We start from the raw sequence: 13,625 nt of genomic DNA, 5'->3' as shown, positions 1-13,625 counted from the left end.
AATCCAGAGGCCGGGAGTTCGAATCTCCCTGGGTGCACCATTAAGTATTGATATGACTGGATTTCAGCAATTTAAAATTTGCTGATTTTTTTATTTTTCCCTCCATTTTCCCTCCAAAGTTTTCAATGAGCATTTATTTTATATTGAAAAGATTGTTTATTTTATCAACTGCTTTAAGCTTTTGCTCAGGCATGACATGAACATAAACATTCAGTGTAGTTTGAATATCCGCATGGCCTAGTAACATTTGAACTGTTTTTAAAGATACACCAGCTTCAAACAATCGGGTAGCATAAGTATGCCTTAAACTGTGAAATTTTTTATGAGGAATGTTATTTTTGGCTAGAATTTTGTTATACATTTTTCTTAGATTGCTGGGACCAGTTGGAGTCCCAAATTGTGTAGAAAACAAGTAGTCATTTTTAATATATGCATCCCCTGCCTTGAGCCTTTCTTTTTTCTGATTTAATTCACGTTTTTTTAATATTGATATTACATTCTCAGGTATTGGAACAGACCTGACAGAGTTTTTAGTTTTGGGCGGTGTTTCTATCAGTTCATAATGTTTTTTATCACCATCAAATAAATATACGCCTCTTATTGCCCTTTTTACATGGAGTTCCTTTTTACTGAAATCTATGTCAGCCCATTTTAAGCCTAATAATTCACCCTGCCTTAAACCCGTGCTTAAAGCAAGAATAAATAAAGCCTCAAGCCTATGTCCTTTTATGCCTCTTATAAATTGGTTTTGTTCCTCTATTGTAAAAGCGACTATGTCATCTAATCCATCCTCATCATCCTCGTTCAACGAATTATCCTGAGGTATATCTACACCAGAGCAATAATTTCGGACAATATATCCCTGAGTAAGGCAGTAATTAAAAAAGTTCCTTAATAACTTATTTAAGTTTTTAATAACATTGCTGCTTTTACCTGCATTAAATAAATCATTGTAATATCGTTGTAAATCGAGTGATTTTAAATCTTTGAGCTTTATAGGGTATAATGGTGAAGGTTCAATATAAAGCCTGTAAATGCCCTCATATCTTTCAAAAGTGCTAGGCTTGACGGTATTTTTAACTTTTTCAAATAGCCATAGTTTGCATACATTACCTAAAGTAAGAGTATCATAATTAGTGGCTAGGCCTGCATTTAACCCGTTCTTATATTGTTCTAATTTTGCCTCAGCATCTTTTTTATTTACACCATAAAATTCTTTACGTATTCTTTTTCCATTAGAATCACGTCCCAAGTCCAGATATACCCTATAGTATTTTTTACCGTTCTTAGTTACATTGGTTTTATTTGCCATAGTATCATCTCCATACATCCAGAGTATTAAAATCAATTTCCAAGTCTTTATATATGCCAACCTTTATTTTATCCGTAAATGAATAAGCTTTAGGAGCTCCATAATGCATTGTATCATCAAGTTTGTATATCAATATACTTTTATCCATAGGATTTACTATCCAGTATTCACGTACCTTATATGAGCTGTATAAGCTTAATTTGCGTATATAATCATTGGATGGGTTAAAGGGTGATACTATCTCAATAATCAAGTCTGGGGAGCCAATGCAGCCTTTATCATTTAGTTTATTCTTGTCGCATATTACGGATATATCTGGCTGAACAATGTTCTTACAGTTTTCAATGTTATTATCATCAGTAAGAAATACATCAAAGGGTGAAGGGTATACCTTGCATGGTCCATTGTTGGATTTAATATAGTTATTAAATATGGTTACTAATTCAGTAATTAGTTCCTGGTGCATCCTTGATGGTGCAGGTGACATATCATATATTACACCGTCTATAAGCTCTATTCTGGTACCTTCAGGGTAATTCATGTAGTCAGCATAGGTGTAAACTTTATTCTTAGCTGTATTATCCATAATTCTTATCTCCTTTCATTTCATAATTTTGTTATACCATATCAGCGTTCCACAAACGTGTCCACGATTGATTTTACTAGGTTACCCTTTAAAAGGAAAGCCCATCTGAGTTTATTGGATTTTTCAAAAAAACCCAACCAAGTGTAAATCCACTTAGTTTATCACTTATTTGTGTAAAACTTATGTTTTCGACATTTATGTATAAAACCTAACCAGGTGACTGATAGTCCCCTAGTTATGCAATTCGCCTTTAAAGGCGAATATGATATTATCGTAGTCGCATATTTGACGGTGGGAAATCCCACGTTCAACGAATTTCGTACAACGGAAATATTATTTATGCTGCTCAGGTGGTTTTATATTATACTTATTAACTGCTTTACATCTAGGGCATTTGATTTCTATGTATGCAGTACCTTTTATTTTCATAAGCAGCTTACCACATTTAGTACATCTTATTTCAATCATTAATTTTCCCTCCAAAAGATTTTAAGGTAAATTAGGATTTCTAATAAATTTAAGCTCACTTTCTTTAGGCTCATCATTTACTAAACCATACCTTATTAAGTAATTTTTGAATATTTTGTCTAAAATATCATTAATTCTTTTAATTTTTATATCTCTCAAATTATAAATTTTATAAAAATCATTATCTTTAATAAGTTTACTACTAACTATAAAACTATCATTAGAAAAACTGTGTAATTCCCACGTTAACTCTCTATAAAGATCTAAATTATTAGTTAGGGTTTTAATTACTATATCACTATTTTTTAAATTACTTGGTTTATAAAATTCTCCTATTATTATGTTATACATAGAATTAAGAGCATCCAAAATTTTTTCTTTATATTGCGGATTTTTATCTATGAGATTATTTATAATTTTTAAAGAACTGGCATTTCTCTGTTCTTCAGTGGTATATGGAATAAGCTCTTTTATATTGATGTCAAGTGCTTTCGATATTTTGTTTAGCACATCTATGCTAGGATTTTTTTTCTGACCTAATTCTAATTGCTGTAGGTAAGATGGTGAAATTCCAGATGCTTCGGCTAATTTTTTTTGCGATAATCCTTTAGTTTTTCTGATGTTTTTTATTTTATCACCTATCATTGCAGACCTCCTAATTAATATGAATTTATATATAAGTATACCACACATTTTTAAAGAAATACACACTAGAGTGTTGACATTCTCAAGAATGTGGTATATTATAATAATATACATTCTCAAGAGTGTAAGAGAGGAGAAATAAGATGGGATTAAATATAAAATTATCAAGAATAAAAAAAGGCATTAAACAATATGAACTAGCTGAGAAAATTGGAATTTCTAGGTACTCTTTATCAGCATTGGAAAGGGGGAAAGTAAAGCATCCAAGTATTAAAATAATGAAAAAAATTTGTAAGGAACTTGATGCAACGCCAGAAGAATTATTTTTTAATGATGAGAAGGAGGGATAAGATGGACAAACCAATAATTAAAGAATTTGAAGGTAATAAAATAGCGACACTTGTATGGAACGATAGAGTGTGTTGGATAGCTAATAATATTGCATCTGCTTTAGACTATGCTGACCCGTCTACTACTGTAGGGCAATGCATAAAGGGAGAAGATTTTAAGACAGGTATTGAATATCAGGTTTTAAGGGACAAAGCTTTAAAGAAATTTAAAGATATGGTAAATGTTGCTATCGAGGAAATCTCGGTACCAAATAAAGTAACTCAATTAACAATATTTTATGAAGAGGGGTTATTTGGATTTACAGTATGGGCACATAAGCCGACGGGGATAAGACTTAGGAAGTGGATAAGGAGAGATGTACTACCTGCTATACATCATACAGGAGGCTATATAGATAATGATGATTTGTTTGTAGAAACTTATTTACCATTTGCTGATGACAATACAAAAGCTATGTTTAAAAATACTTTATCTGTATTTAGAAAACAAAATAAGGAATTAAGCCATAAGCAAGATGTAATTGATGGCTTAGTGAAAGATATACCGATTGAAGGCAAGAGGAAACTTATAAATCGTGTGGTGAGGTACAAGGGTGCTAGTTTTAAGGAAAGATGGGATTTATTATATAAACAATTTGAATATGATTACGGCCTTAAAAGTATTGAAGCCGCATATAAAAAATATAATCAATCTCACAAACCCAAATTAACAAGCAAGATTGATTATGTAGACAAAATACTGGGCATGATTCCAGAGCTGTATAAAACAGCTTGTGTCCTTTTTGAAAGTGACATAAGAGAACTACAGCGGAAGATGTTCAGTACAATAAACCCTAGTGCAATTATAGCACTAGATAAGGGGGATTACAATGCAGAATTTTAAAGTACTTCCAAGCAAACCAGACCCAAGTAAAATTATGACGGTGAAGCAATTTTATGAATCTACACCGTTTGGACTAGAGAAGATATATCAGCTATGTCATAGAAAGGATTTCCCAAGTTTAAAGGTAGGAAAAAGATATTATATTTTGAGGGATAGAGTAATGGAGTGGTTTGAGCAGCACACAGATGAACAGATATAAAAGCAATATACAGAATTTTCAATCAGTAGGTGATGCACATGAGTAGGAAAAAGAAAAATCTATATTTACGGCCATATCAATATGCAGGGGAACAGCATCCTAGAAATGCAGGCATATACATAAGCTTGGTAACCAGTCCTGCATGGTATGACTTAAAGGATAGTAGCAAACATTTATATATACAATTAATAGCAAAAATGAATGTAGGTGATCCGTTTGTATTCTTTTATAGACCTGAGCTTAAAAAGATACACATAGACCACAAAACATATATAAGAGCACTAGATGACCTGACATTCCATGGATTTATTAAGATTGCCGGATATATGTATATGAATAAATTTAAGCCTACTGTGTGTGTCAAGCCTACGGATGCATGGAGAAATTGGACAGGTAATATCAGTGCTGATGAATTTATAAAAAAATATATACCGAATGAAAATACCAGGACAGGTAATAAGGTTTTTGATTTAAAACCGTTTAAAGGAGGCAAAGTTATAGACCTGACTGAGCAGTATAAAAAATAAAAGATAGGGTCAAATTTCCCCACACTAGTATGGGGAAGAATTCCCCACACTGGCATTAAAAAAATGGATTAAATTTAGGAGCTAGGGACAAAATTCCCCACACTGATTTTAGGGCTTAACTTGATTATATCAATGCTTACGGGGCATTTTAATAATGATTATCCACCGGGACAAAATTCCCCACTTATTAATTATTACCATACCAGTGTTTTTTAAAATAGCACTTTTATTACAGAACTTCTATAAACAGCAGACCTATTACTTACTACAGATTTAAGAATTAATTATAGATTAGGAGAGTGATTTTATGGCTTTAAGTGAAGAAGCTAAAACAGCAAGACGAGCATATCAGAGAGAATATCGAAAGAAACATCATGAGCATTATTTAGAGAGAATGAAGGAATGGAGGGCTAAAAATAAGGATAAAGTACGTCAGCACAATATAAACTACTGGGAAAAGAAGGGCAGGCAATTAAAAGAAAATAATGATCCTATGAATCAATTTATAAAAGAGAGATGCAACTTATCCTCAGAGTTATCTGTAAGTAATAAACAACTGGCACAGGCCTTTAATGAATGGAATAATAGCAGCTTAACAACTTCTCAGTTCTCACTACAGTTTAAGGATACAGCTGTAGAACTAGGATTGCAAAAGAAAAGGACTAAATATGGAATGTTATGGGAAGGTTTAGGGCTTAAAAATGTTACTACACTAGAAGGGGAGGAGTAAATAAATGTCAGATAAAGAGAGTACTGAAAAGGCAATACAGAGCATAATTGATTCAGCTATTGAAACTAATTCCAGACAGATGGCAAGAACAAAGTTATTAGGCGAAGGACTGGAAAGCTGCCCTGATGAATGGAGAATACAAGCTAATGATTTATATGAGATATTGAGGTTTAATACGGAGATGCGGGATGATTATATACGATTTTTAAAAGACTTAAAAGAGGGCCTGAAATACATTGATGATACTAGCAAATTGTATGATTTAGTGCTGGATATAGGGGACAGCCTGGAGGAACTTGATAAAACTGATTCTAAGTATATAAAGAGATTTGATGGATTCACTAAAAATACATTAGGGGGTGAGTAATTATGGATATTAGTAAACCAGAACTTATAAAGACGATTAAGAAGGACATTGACACAGCTGATAGGACTTCTGAATTGCTTACTACAGAGGAACAGTGTATATATGTGAAAGTTTTGAAAAATTTATTGAAAGATTTGGAGGATTGAATATGCTAGAAAGCTGGAGAAGATAGAAAGGGGTAAGGCTAGGGAAAGGATGACAGAAGGGATAAACCAATATAGCCCTAAGGAAAAATTTCCTGAAGGCTGTGGCCAAGCAAGAGATATAGTAGCTGAAAAGTCTGGATTCGGGAGTGGCAAGAATTTTGAGAAGGCTAAATATATATCAGATAATGCAGATGATGAAATGATTAAGTCACTTGATGAAGGAGGAATTGAAACATGGAAACAATACCAAAATCAGAAGCTGAAAGGCTATCAAATAGTGTCATGAAATATATTAAAAAGGCTAGATATTTTAAAATTAGGGTAAACCTACCAGGTATTACAGACCCTGAAGTGGAGAAGGAAACTGCGATTGAAGGGCTTAAGAAAGGATTTGATATATTAAATGTATCAAAGGTAACTGGAAAAGGCTCACACAGACGGATCTATGTGAACCTTAGAGTAAAGAACTAGAATTATTTGATACAAAAGTTCAGAGCCTTTGACGAAAATAAATACAAATTGTAAGTATAATATTTACTTACAGTATTAGAGTACCATAACACTAGTGCTAAATCAAGGAGGTGTTAAAATGTCGGTGCCAATATTTTTAAGTTATATGGACTACTGCAGAGTAAGACATAAGAAAGCCACATTGAAGGAATTACATCAATGGAAAAAGTTATTTAATCATAGATAGGAGGTAAAAATAATGTTACCAGATTGGGCAGAGGAAAAGAAAAAGGAATCAGAAATGAAGGAAAAACCTTTGTTGAAAAGAGTTATTTTGAAAATTAAAAGGAGGAAAAAAAGTAAATGAATAAGATTGATGAAAAGGCACTAGACCACCAGACAATACCTTCTAAGTGTATCAATGAATTAATGGAGTATTGTAAGGATAAATTTGAAACAACAGGAGGAATAGCAATGTTTTCAACGTGTATCAACTATGGTATTATGTTGGGTAAACGTCAGGAAAGGAAAAAACACGAGTCAGAACTTGAATTACTGAGACTACAGAATTTTCGATTAAAAACTATTTTGCACAAAATAGAAGACTGTGCAAATTTCTTTTAAAATATTATAAGGGGGGTTGATGTTGAATTAATGTTATAGTACACTAGTATTATAGAAGAATATGTTAAGTACCCTACTCTTAGGAGTGGAAGCTGTAAAAGGCGCGGGAAGTTTGAAAACGGAGATATTCCGTTAGTAGATTTCTTGTGCCTTTTTTACGTTGAAAGGAGAACATATGAGCTTATTAGATAAATTGTTTCATCGAAATAAAAATCCTGCTGATAAACAGAATACCCAGAGAGTTGAAGTTATGAGCGGTAGTCCCGCAGTGTTTACACCATTTTCGGGAGATGCCTATTCAAATGATTTATACAGGAGTGCGGTTGATGCTATAGCAAAGAATTTTTCCAAGTTAATTCCAAGTCATGTAATTATGAATGGAGAACAGCGTAAAGACGGGGATTCAGTTTTAAACTACATACTGCAGTCAAGACCTAACCCCTATATGTCAACCTATGATTTTTTATATAAAGTATCAACACATTATTTTTTATATAATAATGCATTTGCTTATTTGTCTTTTGATGATAAAGGGAGCCTTGAGGCTATATATCCATTGAGTCCCTTACAGGTAGAATTTCTTACGGATGCAACAGGGGCATTGTATTGTAAATTCTTATTTTCAAGAGGCAAGACATTTATATTCCGTTATGATGATGTGATGGTATTAAGGCGGTTCTATAATTCAAATGACCTGCTGGGTGATGATAACAGAGCAATAATGCCTACGCTTGATTTGGCACATACTCAAAACCAAGGTATGGAGAATTCAATAAAGAATTCAGCACAGATAAGAGGGTTATTAAAATACAACCAAGTTCTATCCGGTGAAAAACTGAAAGAGTCGAAAGAGGCGTTTATAAATGATTATTTGAGTATCGAAAACAACGGAGGTATTGCTGCACTGGATACTAAAATGGACTATCAGCCTATAGAAAACAAACCTGTATTTATAAACGGCCAGCAGTTAACTGAGATTAAAAATAGGATATACAGTTATTTGGGTATAAGTGAAAATATCGTAAATTGCACATATTCAGAAGATGAATGGAGTGCGTTTTATGAATCCACAATAGAACCACTGGCAACACAGATGGGTCAGGAGCTTACAAATAAGTTATTTACACAGCGTGAGCAGAGTTTTGGCAATAGTATAATGCTTGAAAGTGATAAACTTCAGTTTACATCAAATTCAACTAAGGTAACGGCATTAAAAGAATTGATGCCACTGGGATTACTTACTATAAACCAGGCATTAAAGATATTGAACTTACCAGGTATAGAAAATGGCGACACCCGTTACCAGACTTTAAATGTAGCTGATACAAATATTGTTAATCAATACCAGATGAAGGGAGGAAACAACAATGCAGGAGAACAGGGAAATCAGGTCAGCCGAAATCAGGGCGGACAAGGCACAGGACAGCAAGAATAGTATACTTCTAGGTACTCCAATAGTGTTTGATAAGCCCACAACTATAAACGGGCGATATGGCAGTTATACGGAGATTATTAAAAGGGATGCTGTAAGTGAAAATTTACTTAAAGATGTTCCACTTTTATACAACCATGATGTAAATTCAATCCCACTGGCCAGAAGTCCTGAAACCATGGAACTGAGAAAAAGCGGTGTAGGTATCGAAATGAGGGCTACACTTCCAGACACACCAAAAGCAAAGGAAATATATTCAAGTGTGTCACGTGGTGATATAAAGGGCATGAGTTTTGCTTTTAAGGTTCCTAAGGGCGGAGATGAATATGATTCTAAGACCAATACCAGGACAATAAATAAGATTGAAAGATTATATGAGGTTTCAATAACTCCATTTCCAGCATATCAGGAAACAAGTATTGAGGCACGGATGGAAGATATATTCAAAAGAAATACATTAGTCCAGGAAGCAAAGACCAAAGTAAATGACATTTTAAGGATACAGCTTAAAAGTAAAGTAAATCAAATTTTAGGAGAGGATGATAAATAATGAAATTTGCAACAGTACAGGAAGCATTTAATTATTATAATTCAAAAGATATTGAGGAAATTGAGAAAAGGGCAGCAGAGATAGGAAAACTGATAGACGGTAATGAGGATGCAGATGTTCAGTCATTAAATATTGAACTTGACGGACTGAAACAGGCCAAAGAAAACATAATTGAAAAAAGGAATAAATCAAATAAAGGTTTCAACCCTGTAACGGGCATGGAATTCAATAAAGGTGTTGATATTCCAGAGGGGACCGATTTATTTAAAACAAAAGAGTATAGAAGTGCATTCTTCAAGGAAATGTTAGGTCAGAAATTAACTGAAGCCGAAAAAAATATATATGAGCGTGCAAGAATGGAAAAAAGGGCAGATACTTTCAATGCAATGAGTAATAGTGCGGCAGTACTTCCAACCCAGACACTTAATGAAATAATTGAGAAGGCAAGAACGCAGGGCGGATTGATATCGGCAGTAAGGCAGTTCAATATACCATCTAATCTATCGGTTCCAATAGGAACACCAGGCACAAAGGCAAACTGGCATGTAGAAGGTGTGGCAGTTGAATCTGAAAAAGTAGATACGGTATCAGTTAGTTTTTCAGCATATGAAATACTTAAAGTATTTAGTATGTCAGCAATAGCAAATAAAATGAGCATAGGAGCATTTGAAAGCTATCTTGAAACAGAGCTGACTAATTGTGTGATGGATACACTAAATGAAGCCATGGTAAGTGGTACAGGCTCAGGACAGGGCACTGGATTAATTACAGGTATTACATGGGATGCAACCAATAGTTTCACATATGCAGATAAGCCGGCATATACAGATTTTACTAAAATGTTGGGAATGTTAAAAAGAGGATACGGGGCCAATGCAAAGTTTGCTATGAATAACGCATCACTATATAACTTGGTATATAGCTTGGTAGATAATAATGATAGACCTTTATTTATAGCAGATGCACAACAGCAGCAGATAGGATATATACTGGGTAAGCCAATAATTATAGACGATTATATACCAGATGATACTATACTCTTAGGGGACTTTAATTATATGGGATATAACTTACCACAGGGTGTACTGTTAGAAGTATCCAGAGAGTCAAGCTTTAAATCTGGATTGATAGACTACAGGGCACTGGCAATAGCTGATTGTAAACCAATAGTACCAGAAGCATTTCTCAAACTATCAAAGGCAGTAACACCTTAGTATATAGATTGTAATGGTGTAGTACATAATACAGTGCTACACCTTTTTAATTAGGAGTGTGATGTATATATGAATATACTTACAATGGATGAAGCACATAACATATTGAGGGTTGATGGTAATGAATTAGATATAGAGATACAGGCATTGATAGATGCTATACCACCATACTTAGAAGCGACAACAGGTAGGACATGGACAGATGATGATACAATACATCCAATGGCAAAGGCAGCAGCACAGTTCATATTGGTGTTGTGGTTTGATCCAATGGATAGGGATATAGATAAATTGAGGAAAGCAATAGATAGTTTACTGACTGCACTGGAAGCAGTAGGGAGAAGTATGAATAATGGCTAGAGAATTTAGCAAGGCATTTTATCATAGCAAGGAATGGGTTAAATGCAGAGATGGATATATAAGAAGCAGACATTATGTATGTGAGAGGTGTGGGAAGCCTGCAACAATAGTTCATCATAAAAAATTCATAAATCCGGGGAATATAAATAATCCAGAAATAACATTAAATTGGAATAACCTAGAAGCCCTATGTATAGACTGCCATGACCAGATACACAATAGAAATCATCAAATAACCACAAAAGAAACTGTATTTGATGAAAATGGAAATCTTATCAAGTCCCCCCCAGGTCGGTAAAAACAATGGCTGACGCGGAGACCACATGGGGGAGCTTTCTTTACCTCTCTCATGTATATCCACGCGAAAGATATAATAAATCATATAAAGAGTTATTTAATACTATATAATAAGGAGATGGATTTTAATGGAAAAAGATAAAGTTATAGATATTTCAACTGATATGAAAAAACTTAGAACGATATTGAGAAAGTTACCAAAAGATAAGGTTACAGTTGTAGAGCCACTATTTAAAGAGTTGGAATTTATGCAAAGGACTCTTGAATCGTTAAAGAAAGAAATTGAAACTATAGGAGTTGTAACTGAATTTAAAAATGGCAGACAGGATTTTTTAAAGGAGAACCCAGCATTAAAAAGTTACACGGCACTAATACAGAAATACGGGAATATATATAAGCAGGTTATTAGTTTATTACCTAAAGATGACGGCGAGTCTAAAGATGAATTGATAGAATTTGTAAAGAAGTGATTACATGAATTATATACAGCAATATTACGAAAAAATTAAATCTGGAAAGTATACTGTATCCAAGAGGGTGGAAAAACAATATAAAAGGCTTGTGCATGATATTGAGCATCCAAGTAAATACGTATTTGATGAAAATAAGGCCAATAGGCCCATAGAGTTTATAGAAAAATTCTGTAAGCACTCAAAGGGTGAATGGGCAGGGAAACCAGTTAAATTGGAGCTATTCCAAAAGGCTTTTATATCTGCACTGTTTGGGTTTGCTGATAAGGATACAGGGTTAAGGCGTTACCGTGAAGCCATGTTTTATGTGGCCAGGAAGAACGGTAAAACAACAATGCTGTCCGGTATAGCCTTGTATATGCTTATGGCAGATGGTGAAGGTGGTGCAGAGGTGTATTCAATAGCATCTAAAAAAGACCAGGCCAAGTTATGTTTTGACGAGGCTTTAAACATGGCAAGGCAAAGTCCTTATCTATCAAAACACCTGAAGAAGCGTAAAACTGACTTGTATTTCCCTCTTACAATGTCAAAGTTTCAGGCATTGGGGAAGAATTCAGATACCTTGGATGGATTAAATTCCCACTGTGTTATTATTGATGAACTTCATAGCATCAAGGACAGGAATATATATGAGGTTATGAAACAGTCACAGAGTGCCAGGAGAGAGCCTTTATTAATCATGATAACTACAGCTGGAACAGTAAGAGAGAGCATATTTGATGATATGTATGAATATGGCTGTAAAGTAGCTGACGGCACTATTGAAGATGATACATTTTTACCGATACTTTATGAATTGGACGATAAAGAAGAATGGAGAAATTCAAAATGTTGGCCTAAAGCTAATCCAGGTTTAGGAGTAATTAAGAAAGTTGATGATTTAAAAATTAAAGTTAAAAGGGCAAAGAGCAATCCTAATGATGTTACAGGAATTTTATGCAAGGATTTTAATGTAAGGTGTACCGTATCGACTGCATGGCTTACTTTCGATACCATAAACAATGAGGAAACCTTTGACATAGATAAATTTCATGATTGTTATGCTATAGGTGGGGCAGACCTATCAATTACTACAGACCTTACAGCGGCAACACTTTTAATGATGGATCCGGAAACTCAAAAAAGATATGTAACTCAGATGTACTGGCTCCCTAAAGAAAGCTTTAATGAGAGGGTTCACCATGACAAAATACCATATGATAAATGGCTTGAACGTGGCCTATTGAGGTTATGTGAAGGTAATAGTATTGATTATAGGGATATTACAGCGTGGTTTCTTGAAATGCTAAATGACAAGGAAATAACTCCATTATGGATATATTATGATTCTTACAGTGCTAAATACTGGGTTGAGGAAATGAAAAATAATGGTTTTAAGATGAAGAGGTGTATCCAGGGTGCAAAGACTTTATCACTTCCAATGCAGCAGTTAGGGGCAGATTTACAGGCTAAGAAAATCAACTATAACAATAATCCAATACTGAAATGGTGTATGACAAATACAGGAGTTGAAACAGATAGAAATGGAAATATAGTACCTATAAAAAATCAAGCTGCAAAGATGAGAATTGATGGACTAGCATCATTACTGGATAGTTATGTGGGATTGTATGAGCATTATGAGGAATTTTTAAGGGCAATACAGTAGGAGTTGATATAATGAAAAATTTAAAAAATAAGAAAATTAATATATTTCACTGGATTGACGTAGAAAATGAATTAGGTGAAACCGATCATGAATTGCAATATCTAGTTCAAAATGTATGGGCTTATTACAGACATGCAACAACTAAAGAAACGCAAATGGCAATTGTAGCACAGACGAAAGTAGAAGGCATTTTTATAATAAATTGGCGTAGTGATGTAGATTTAAATTGTATTATAGAATACAATGGTAGGAAGTATAATATTACTGATATTGATGATTTCGAGGGCAGAAAAACGGATTTAAAGATTACGGCTTATACAAAAGATAATTATAATAATTAATAAGAATAAAGTTAATTCTAATAAAT

At 33.8% G+C, this 13,625-nt stretch carries 21 protein-coding genes; 17 read left to right on the top strand and 4 right to left on the bottom strand.

The window, feature by feature from the left end; genetic code table 11:
• Nucleotides 1–133: 133 nt before the first annotated feature.
• The 4 genes from ACFHWD_RS11400 to ACFHWD_RS11385 all read right to left on the bottom strand — a co-directional run bounded on the left by ACFHWD_RS11400 (nucleotide 134) and on the right by ACFHWD_RS11385 (nucleotide 3,011).
• Nucleotides 134–1,312 carry a tyrosine-type recombinase/integrase gene (locus ACFHWD_RS11400; RefSeq protein WP_378061959.1) on the bottom strand — a complete coding sequence of 393 codons (1,179 nt, stop codon included), beginning with the start codon at nucleotides 1,310–1,312 and terminating at the stop codon, nucleotides 134–136.
• Between the two features lie 4 nt (nucleotides 1,313–1,316).
• Nucleotides 1,317–1,898 carry a Uma2 family endonuclease gene (locus tag ACFHWD_RS11395; protein WP_378061957.1) on the bottom strand — a complete coding sequence of 194 codons (582 nt, stop codon included), beginning with the start codon at nucleotides 1,896–1,898 and terminating at the stop codon, nucleotides 1,317–1,319.
• A gap of 333 nt (nucleotides 1,899–2,231) precedes the next feature.
• Nucleotides 2,232–2,366 (bottom strand): Com family DNA-binding transcriptional regulator, encoded by a 135-nt coding sequence (locus tag ACFHWD_RS11390; RefSeq protein ID WP_378061955.1) that lies wholly within the window; start codon nucleotides 2,364–2,366, stop codon nucleotides 2,232–2,234.
• Nucleotides 2,367–2,387: 21 nt separating this feature from the next.
• Nucleotides 2,388–3,011, bottom strand: a complete 624-nt coding sequence (locus ACFHWD_RS11385; protein ID WP_378061953.1) for a helix-turn-helix domain-containing protein — start codon at nucleotides 3,009–3,011, stop codon at nucleotides 2,388–2,390.
• 143 nt (nucleotides 3,012–3,154) lie between these two features.
• Between ACFHWD_RS11385 and ACFHWD_RS11380 the strand changes: the two genes are divergently transcribed.
• The 17 genes from ACFHWD_RS11380 (at nucleotide 3,155) to ACFHWD_RS11300 (ending at nucleotide 13,599) form a co-directional block, all read left to right on the top strand.
• Nucleotides 3,155–3,361, top strand: coding sequence for a helix-turn-helix transcriptional regulator (locus tag ACFHWD_RS11380; RefSeq protein WP_378061951.1), 207 nt, complete (start codon nucleotides 3,155–3,157; stop codon nucleotides 3,359–3,361).
• A 1-nt stretch (nucleotide 3,362) separates the two neighbouring features.
• Complete coding sequence (locus ACFHWD_RS11375) at nucleotides 3,363–4,244, top strand: hypothetical protein (protein WP_378061949.1); 882 nt, start codon at nucleotides 3,363–3,365, stop codon at nucleotides 4,242–4,244.
• Nucleotides 4,231–4,443 carry a helix-turn-helix domain-containing protein gene (locus ACFHWD_RS11370; RefSeq protein ID WP_378061947.1) on the top strand — a complete coding sequence of 71 codons (213 nt, stop codon included), beginning with the start codon at nucleotides 4,231–4,233 and terminating at the stop codon, nucleotides 4,441–4,443. The genes ACFHWD_RS11375 and ACFHWD_RS11370 overlap by 14 nt, the downstream gene beginning before the upstream one ends.
• A gap of 38 nt (nucleotides 4,444–4,481) precedes the next feature.
• Nucleotides 4,482–4,970: a hypothetical protein gene (locus ACFHWD_RS11365; RefSeq protein WP_378061946.1), complete on the top strand. Its 489-nt coding sequence runs from the start codon at nucleotides 4,482–4,484 to the stop codon at nucleotides 4,968–4,970.
• Nucleotides 4,971–5,277: 307 nt separating this feature from the next.
• Nucleotides 5,278–5,700 carry a hypothetical protein gene (locus tag ACFHWD_RS11360; RefSeq protein ID WP_378061944.1) on the top strand — a complete coding sequence of 141 codons (423 nt, stop codon included), beginning with the start codon at nucleotides 5,278–5,280 and terminating at the stop codon, nucleotides 5,698–5,700.
• Nucleotides 5,701–5,704: 4 nt separating this feature from the next.
• Nucleotides 5,705–6,067 (top strand): hypothetical protein, encoded by a 363-nt coding sequence (locus tag ACFHWD_RS11355; protein WP_378061942.1) that lies wholly within the window; start codon nucleotides 5,705–5,707, stop codon nucleotides 6,065–6,067.
• A 2-nt stretch (nucleotides 6,068–6,069) separates the two neighbouring features.
• Nucleotides 6,070–6,213, top strand: coding sequence for a hypothetical protein (locus tag ACFHWD_RS11350; protein WP_273345093.1), 144 nt, complete (start codon nucleotides 6,070–6,072; stop codon nucleotides 6,211–6,213).
• A 234-nt stretch (nucleotides 6,214–6,447) separates the two neighbouring features.
• Complete coding sequence (locus ACFHWD_RS11345; protein ID WP_378061940.1) at nucleotides 6,448–6,684, top strand: hypothetical protein; 237 nt, start codon at nucleotides 6,448–6,450, stop codon at nucleotides 6,682–6,684.
• Between the two features lie 342 nt (nucleotides 6,685–7,026).
• Nucleotides 7,027–7,287, top strand: coding sequence for a hypothetical protein (locus ACFHWD_RS11340; RefSeq protein WP_378061938.1), 261 nt, complete (start codon nucleotides 7,027–7,029; stop codon nucleotides 7,285–7,287).
• A gap of 175 nt (nucleotides 7,288–7,462) precedes the next feature.
• Nucleotides 7,463–8,722 carry a phage portal protein gene (locus ACFHWD_RS11335; RefSeq protein ID WP_378061936.1) on the top strand — a complete coding sequence of 420 codons (1,260 nt, stop codon included), beginning with the start codon at nucleotides 7,463–7,465 and terminating at the stop codon, nucleotides 8,720–8,722.
• Nucleotides 8,655–9,269 carry an HK97 family phage prohead protease gene (locus ACFHWD_RS11330; RefSeq protein ID WP_378061934.1) on the top strand — a complete coding sequence of 205 codons (615 nt, stop codon included), beginning with the start codon at nucleotides 8,655–8,657 and terminating at the stop codon, nucleotides 9,267–9,269. The genes ACFHWD_RS11335 and ACFHWD_RS11330 overlap by 68 nt, the downstream gene beginning before the upstream one ends.
• Nucleotides 9,269–10,483, top strand: a complete 1,215-nt coding sequence (locus ACFHWD_RS11325; RefSeq protein WP_378061932.1) for a phage major capsid protein — start codon at nucleotides 9,269–9,271, stop codon at nucleotides 10,481–10,483. Before ACFHWD_RS11330 ends, ACFHWD_RS11325 begins: the two co-directional genes overlap by 1 nt.
• A 69-nt stretch (nucleotides 10,484–10,552) precedes the next feature.
• A complete protein-coding gene (locus ACFHWD_RS11320) occupies nucleotides 10,553–10,843 on the top strand; it encodes a head-tail connector protein (protein WP_378061930.1) in 291 nt (96 codons plus the stop codon).
• The gene (locus ACFHWD_RS11315) at nucleotides 10,836–11,141 is read left to right on the top strand and encodes an HNH endonuclease (protein ID WP_378061928.1); all 306 of its coding nucleotides are present in this window, start codon (nucleotides 10,836–10,838) and stop codon (nucleotides 11,139–11,141) included. Before ACFHWD_RS11320 ends, ACFHWD_RS11315 begins: the two co-directional genes overlap by 8 nt.
• Nucleotides 11,142–11,268: 127 nt before the next feature.
• Nucleotides 11,269–11,610, top strand: coding sequence for a hypothetical protein (locus ACFHWD_RS11310; protein WP_190972193.1), 342 nt, complete (start codon nucleotides 11,269–11,271; stop codon nucleotides 11,608–11,610).
• Between the two features lie 4 nt (nucleotides 11,611–11,614).
• The gene (locus tag ACFHWD_RS11305; protein ID WP_378061926.1) at nucleotides 11,615–13,258 is read left to right on the top strand and encodes a terminase large subunit; all 1,644 of its coding nucleotides are present in this window, start codon (nucleotides 11,615–11,617) and stop codon (nucleotides 13,256–13,258) included.
• Between the two features lie 11 nt (nucleotides 13,259–13,269).
• Nucleotides 13,270–13,599 (top strand): phage head closure protein, encoded by a 330-nt coding sequence (locus ACFHWD_RS11300; RefSeq protein ID WP_378061924.1) that lies wholly within the window; start codon nucleotides 13,270–13,272, stop codon nucleotides 13,597–13,599.
• Nucleotides 13,600–13,625 lie beyond the last annotated feature (26 nt).

The organism is Clostridium sp. MT-14 (assembly GCF_042436595.1).
GTDB classification, from domain to species: Bacteria; Bacillota; Clostridia; order Clostridiales; family Clostridiaceae; genus Clostridium_B; species Clostridium_B aromativorans.
The sequence above is the reverse complement of the archived record's forward strand: the minus strand, read 5'-3'. Positions and strand labels throughout refer to the sequence as shown.

Bases quoted from the DNA above. Each gene is read 5' to 3' on its own strand.
- ACFHWD_RS11365 (WP_378061946.1), top strand. From the start codon at position 4,482: ATGAGTAGGAAAAAGAAAAATCTATATTTACGGCCATATCAATATGCA.
- ACFHWD_RS11325 (WP_378061932.1), top strand. From the start codon at position 9,269: ATGAAATTTGCAACAGTACAGGAAGCATTTAATTATTATAATTCAAAA.
- ACFHWD_RS11390 (WP_378061955.1), bottom strand. From the start codon at position 2,366: ATGATTGAAATAAGATGTACTAAATGTGGTAAGCTGCTTATGAAAATA.
- ACFHWD_RS11395 (WP_378061957.1), bottom strand. From the start codon at position 1,898: ATGGATAATACAGCTAAGAATAAAGTTTACACCTATGCTGACTACATG.
- ACFHWD_RS11385 (WP_378061953.1), bottom strand. From the start codon at position 3,011: ATGATAGGTGATAAAATAAAAAACATCAGAAAAACTAAAGGATTATCG.
- ACFHWD_RS11360 (WP_378061944.1), top strand. From the start codon at position 5,278: ATGGCTTTAAGTGAAGAAGCTAAAACAGCAAGACGAGCATATCAGAGA.
- ACFHWD_RS11355 (WP_378061942.1), top strand. From the start codon at position 5,705: ATGTCAGATAAAGAGAGTACTGAAAAGGCAATACAGAGCATAATTGAT.
- ACFHWD_RS11300 (WP_378061924.1), top strand. From the start codon at position 13,270: ATGAAAAATTTAAAAAATAAGAAAATTAATATATTTCACTGGATTGAC.
- ACFHWD_RS11370 (WP_378061947.1), top strand. From the start codon at position 4,231: ATGCAGAATTTTAAAGTACTTCCAAGCAAACCAGACCCAAGTAAAATT.
- ACFHWD_RS11400 (WP_378061959.1), bottom strand. From the start codon at position 1,312: ATGGCAAATAAAACCAATGTAACTAAGAACGGTAAAAAATACTATAGG.
- ACFHWD_RS11335 (WP_378061936.1), top strand. From the start codon at position 7,463: ATGAGCTTATTAGATAAATTGTTTCATCGAAATAAAAATCCTGCTGAT.
- ACFHWD_RS11380 (WP_378061951.1), top strand. From the start codon at position 3,155: ATGGGATTAAATATAAAATTATCAAGAATAAAAAAAGGCATTAAACAA.
- ACFHWD_RS11350 (WP_273345093.1), top strand. From the start codon at position 6,070: ATGGATATTAGTAAACCAGAACTTATAAAGACGATTAAGAAGGACATT.
- ACFHWD_RS11345 (WP_378061940.1), top strand. From the start codon at position 6,448: ATGGAAACAATACCAAAATCAGAAGCTGAAAGGCTATCAAATAGTGTC.
- ACFHWD_RS11320 (WP_378061930.1), top strand. From the start codon at position 10,553: ATGAATATACTTACAATGGATGAAGCACATAACATATTGAGGGTTGAT.
- ACFHWD_RS11340 (WP_378061938.1), top strand. From the start codon at position 7,027: ATGAATAAGATTGATGAAAAGGCACTAGACCACCAGACAATACCTTCT.
- ACFHWD_RS11375 (WP_378061949.1), top strand. From the start codon at position 3,363: ATGGACAAACCAATAATTAAAGAATTTGAAGGTAATAAAATAGCGACA.
- ACFHWD_RS11305 (WP_378061926.1), top strand. From the start codon at position 11,615: ATGAATTATATACAGCAATATTACGAAAAAATTAAATCTGGAAAGTAT.
- ACFHWD_RS11315 (WP_378061928.1), top strand. From the start codon at position 10,836: ATGGCTAGAGAATTTAGCAAGGCATTTTATCATAGCAAGGAATGGGTT.
- ACFHWD_RS11310 (WP_190972193.1), top strand. From the start codon at position 11,269: ATGGAAAAAGATAAAGTTATAGATATTTCAACTGATATGAAAAAACTT.
- ACFHWD_RS11330 (WP_378061934.1), top strand. From the start codon at position 8,655: ATGCAGGAGAACAGGGAAATCAGGTCAGCCGAAATCAGGGCGGACAAG.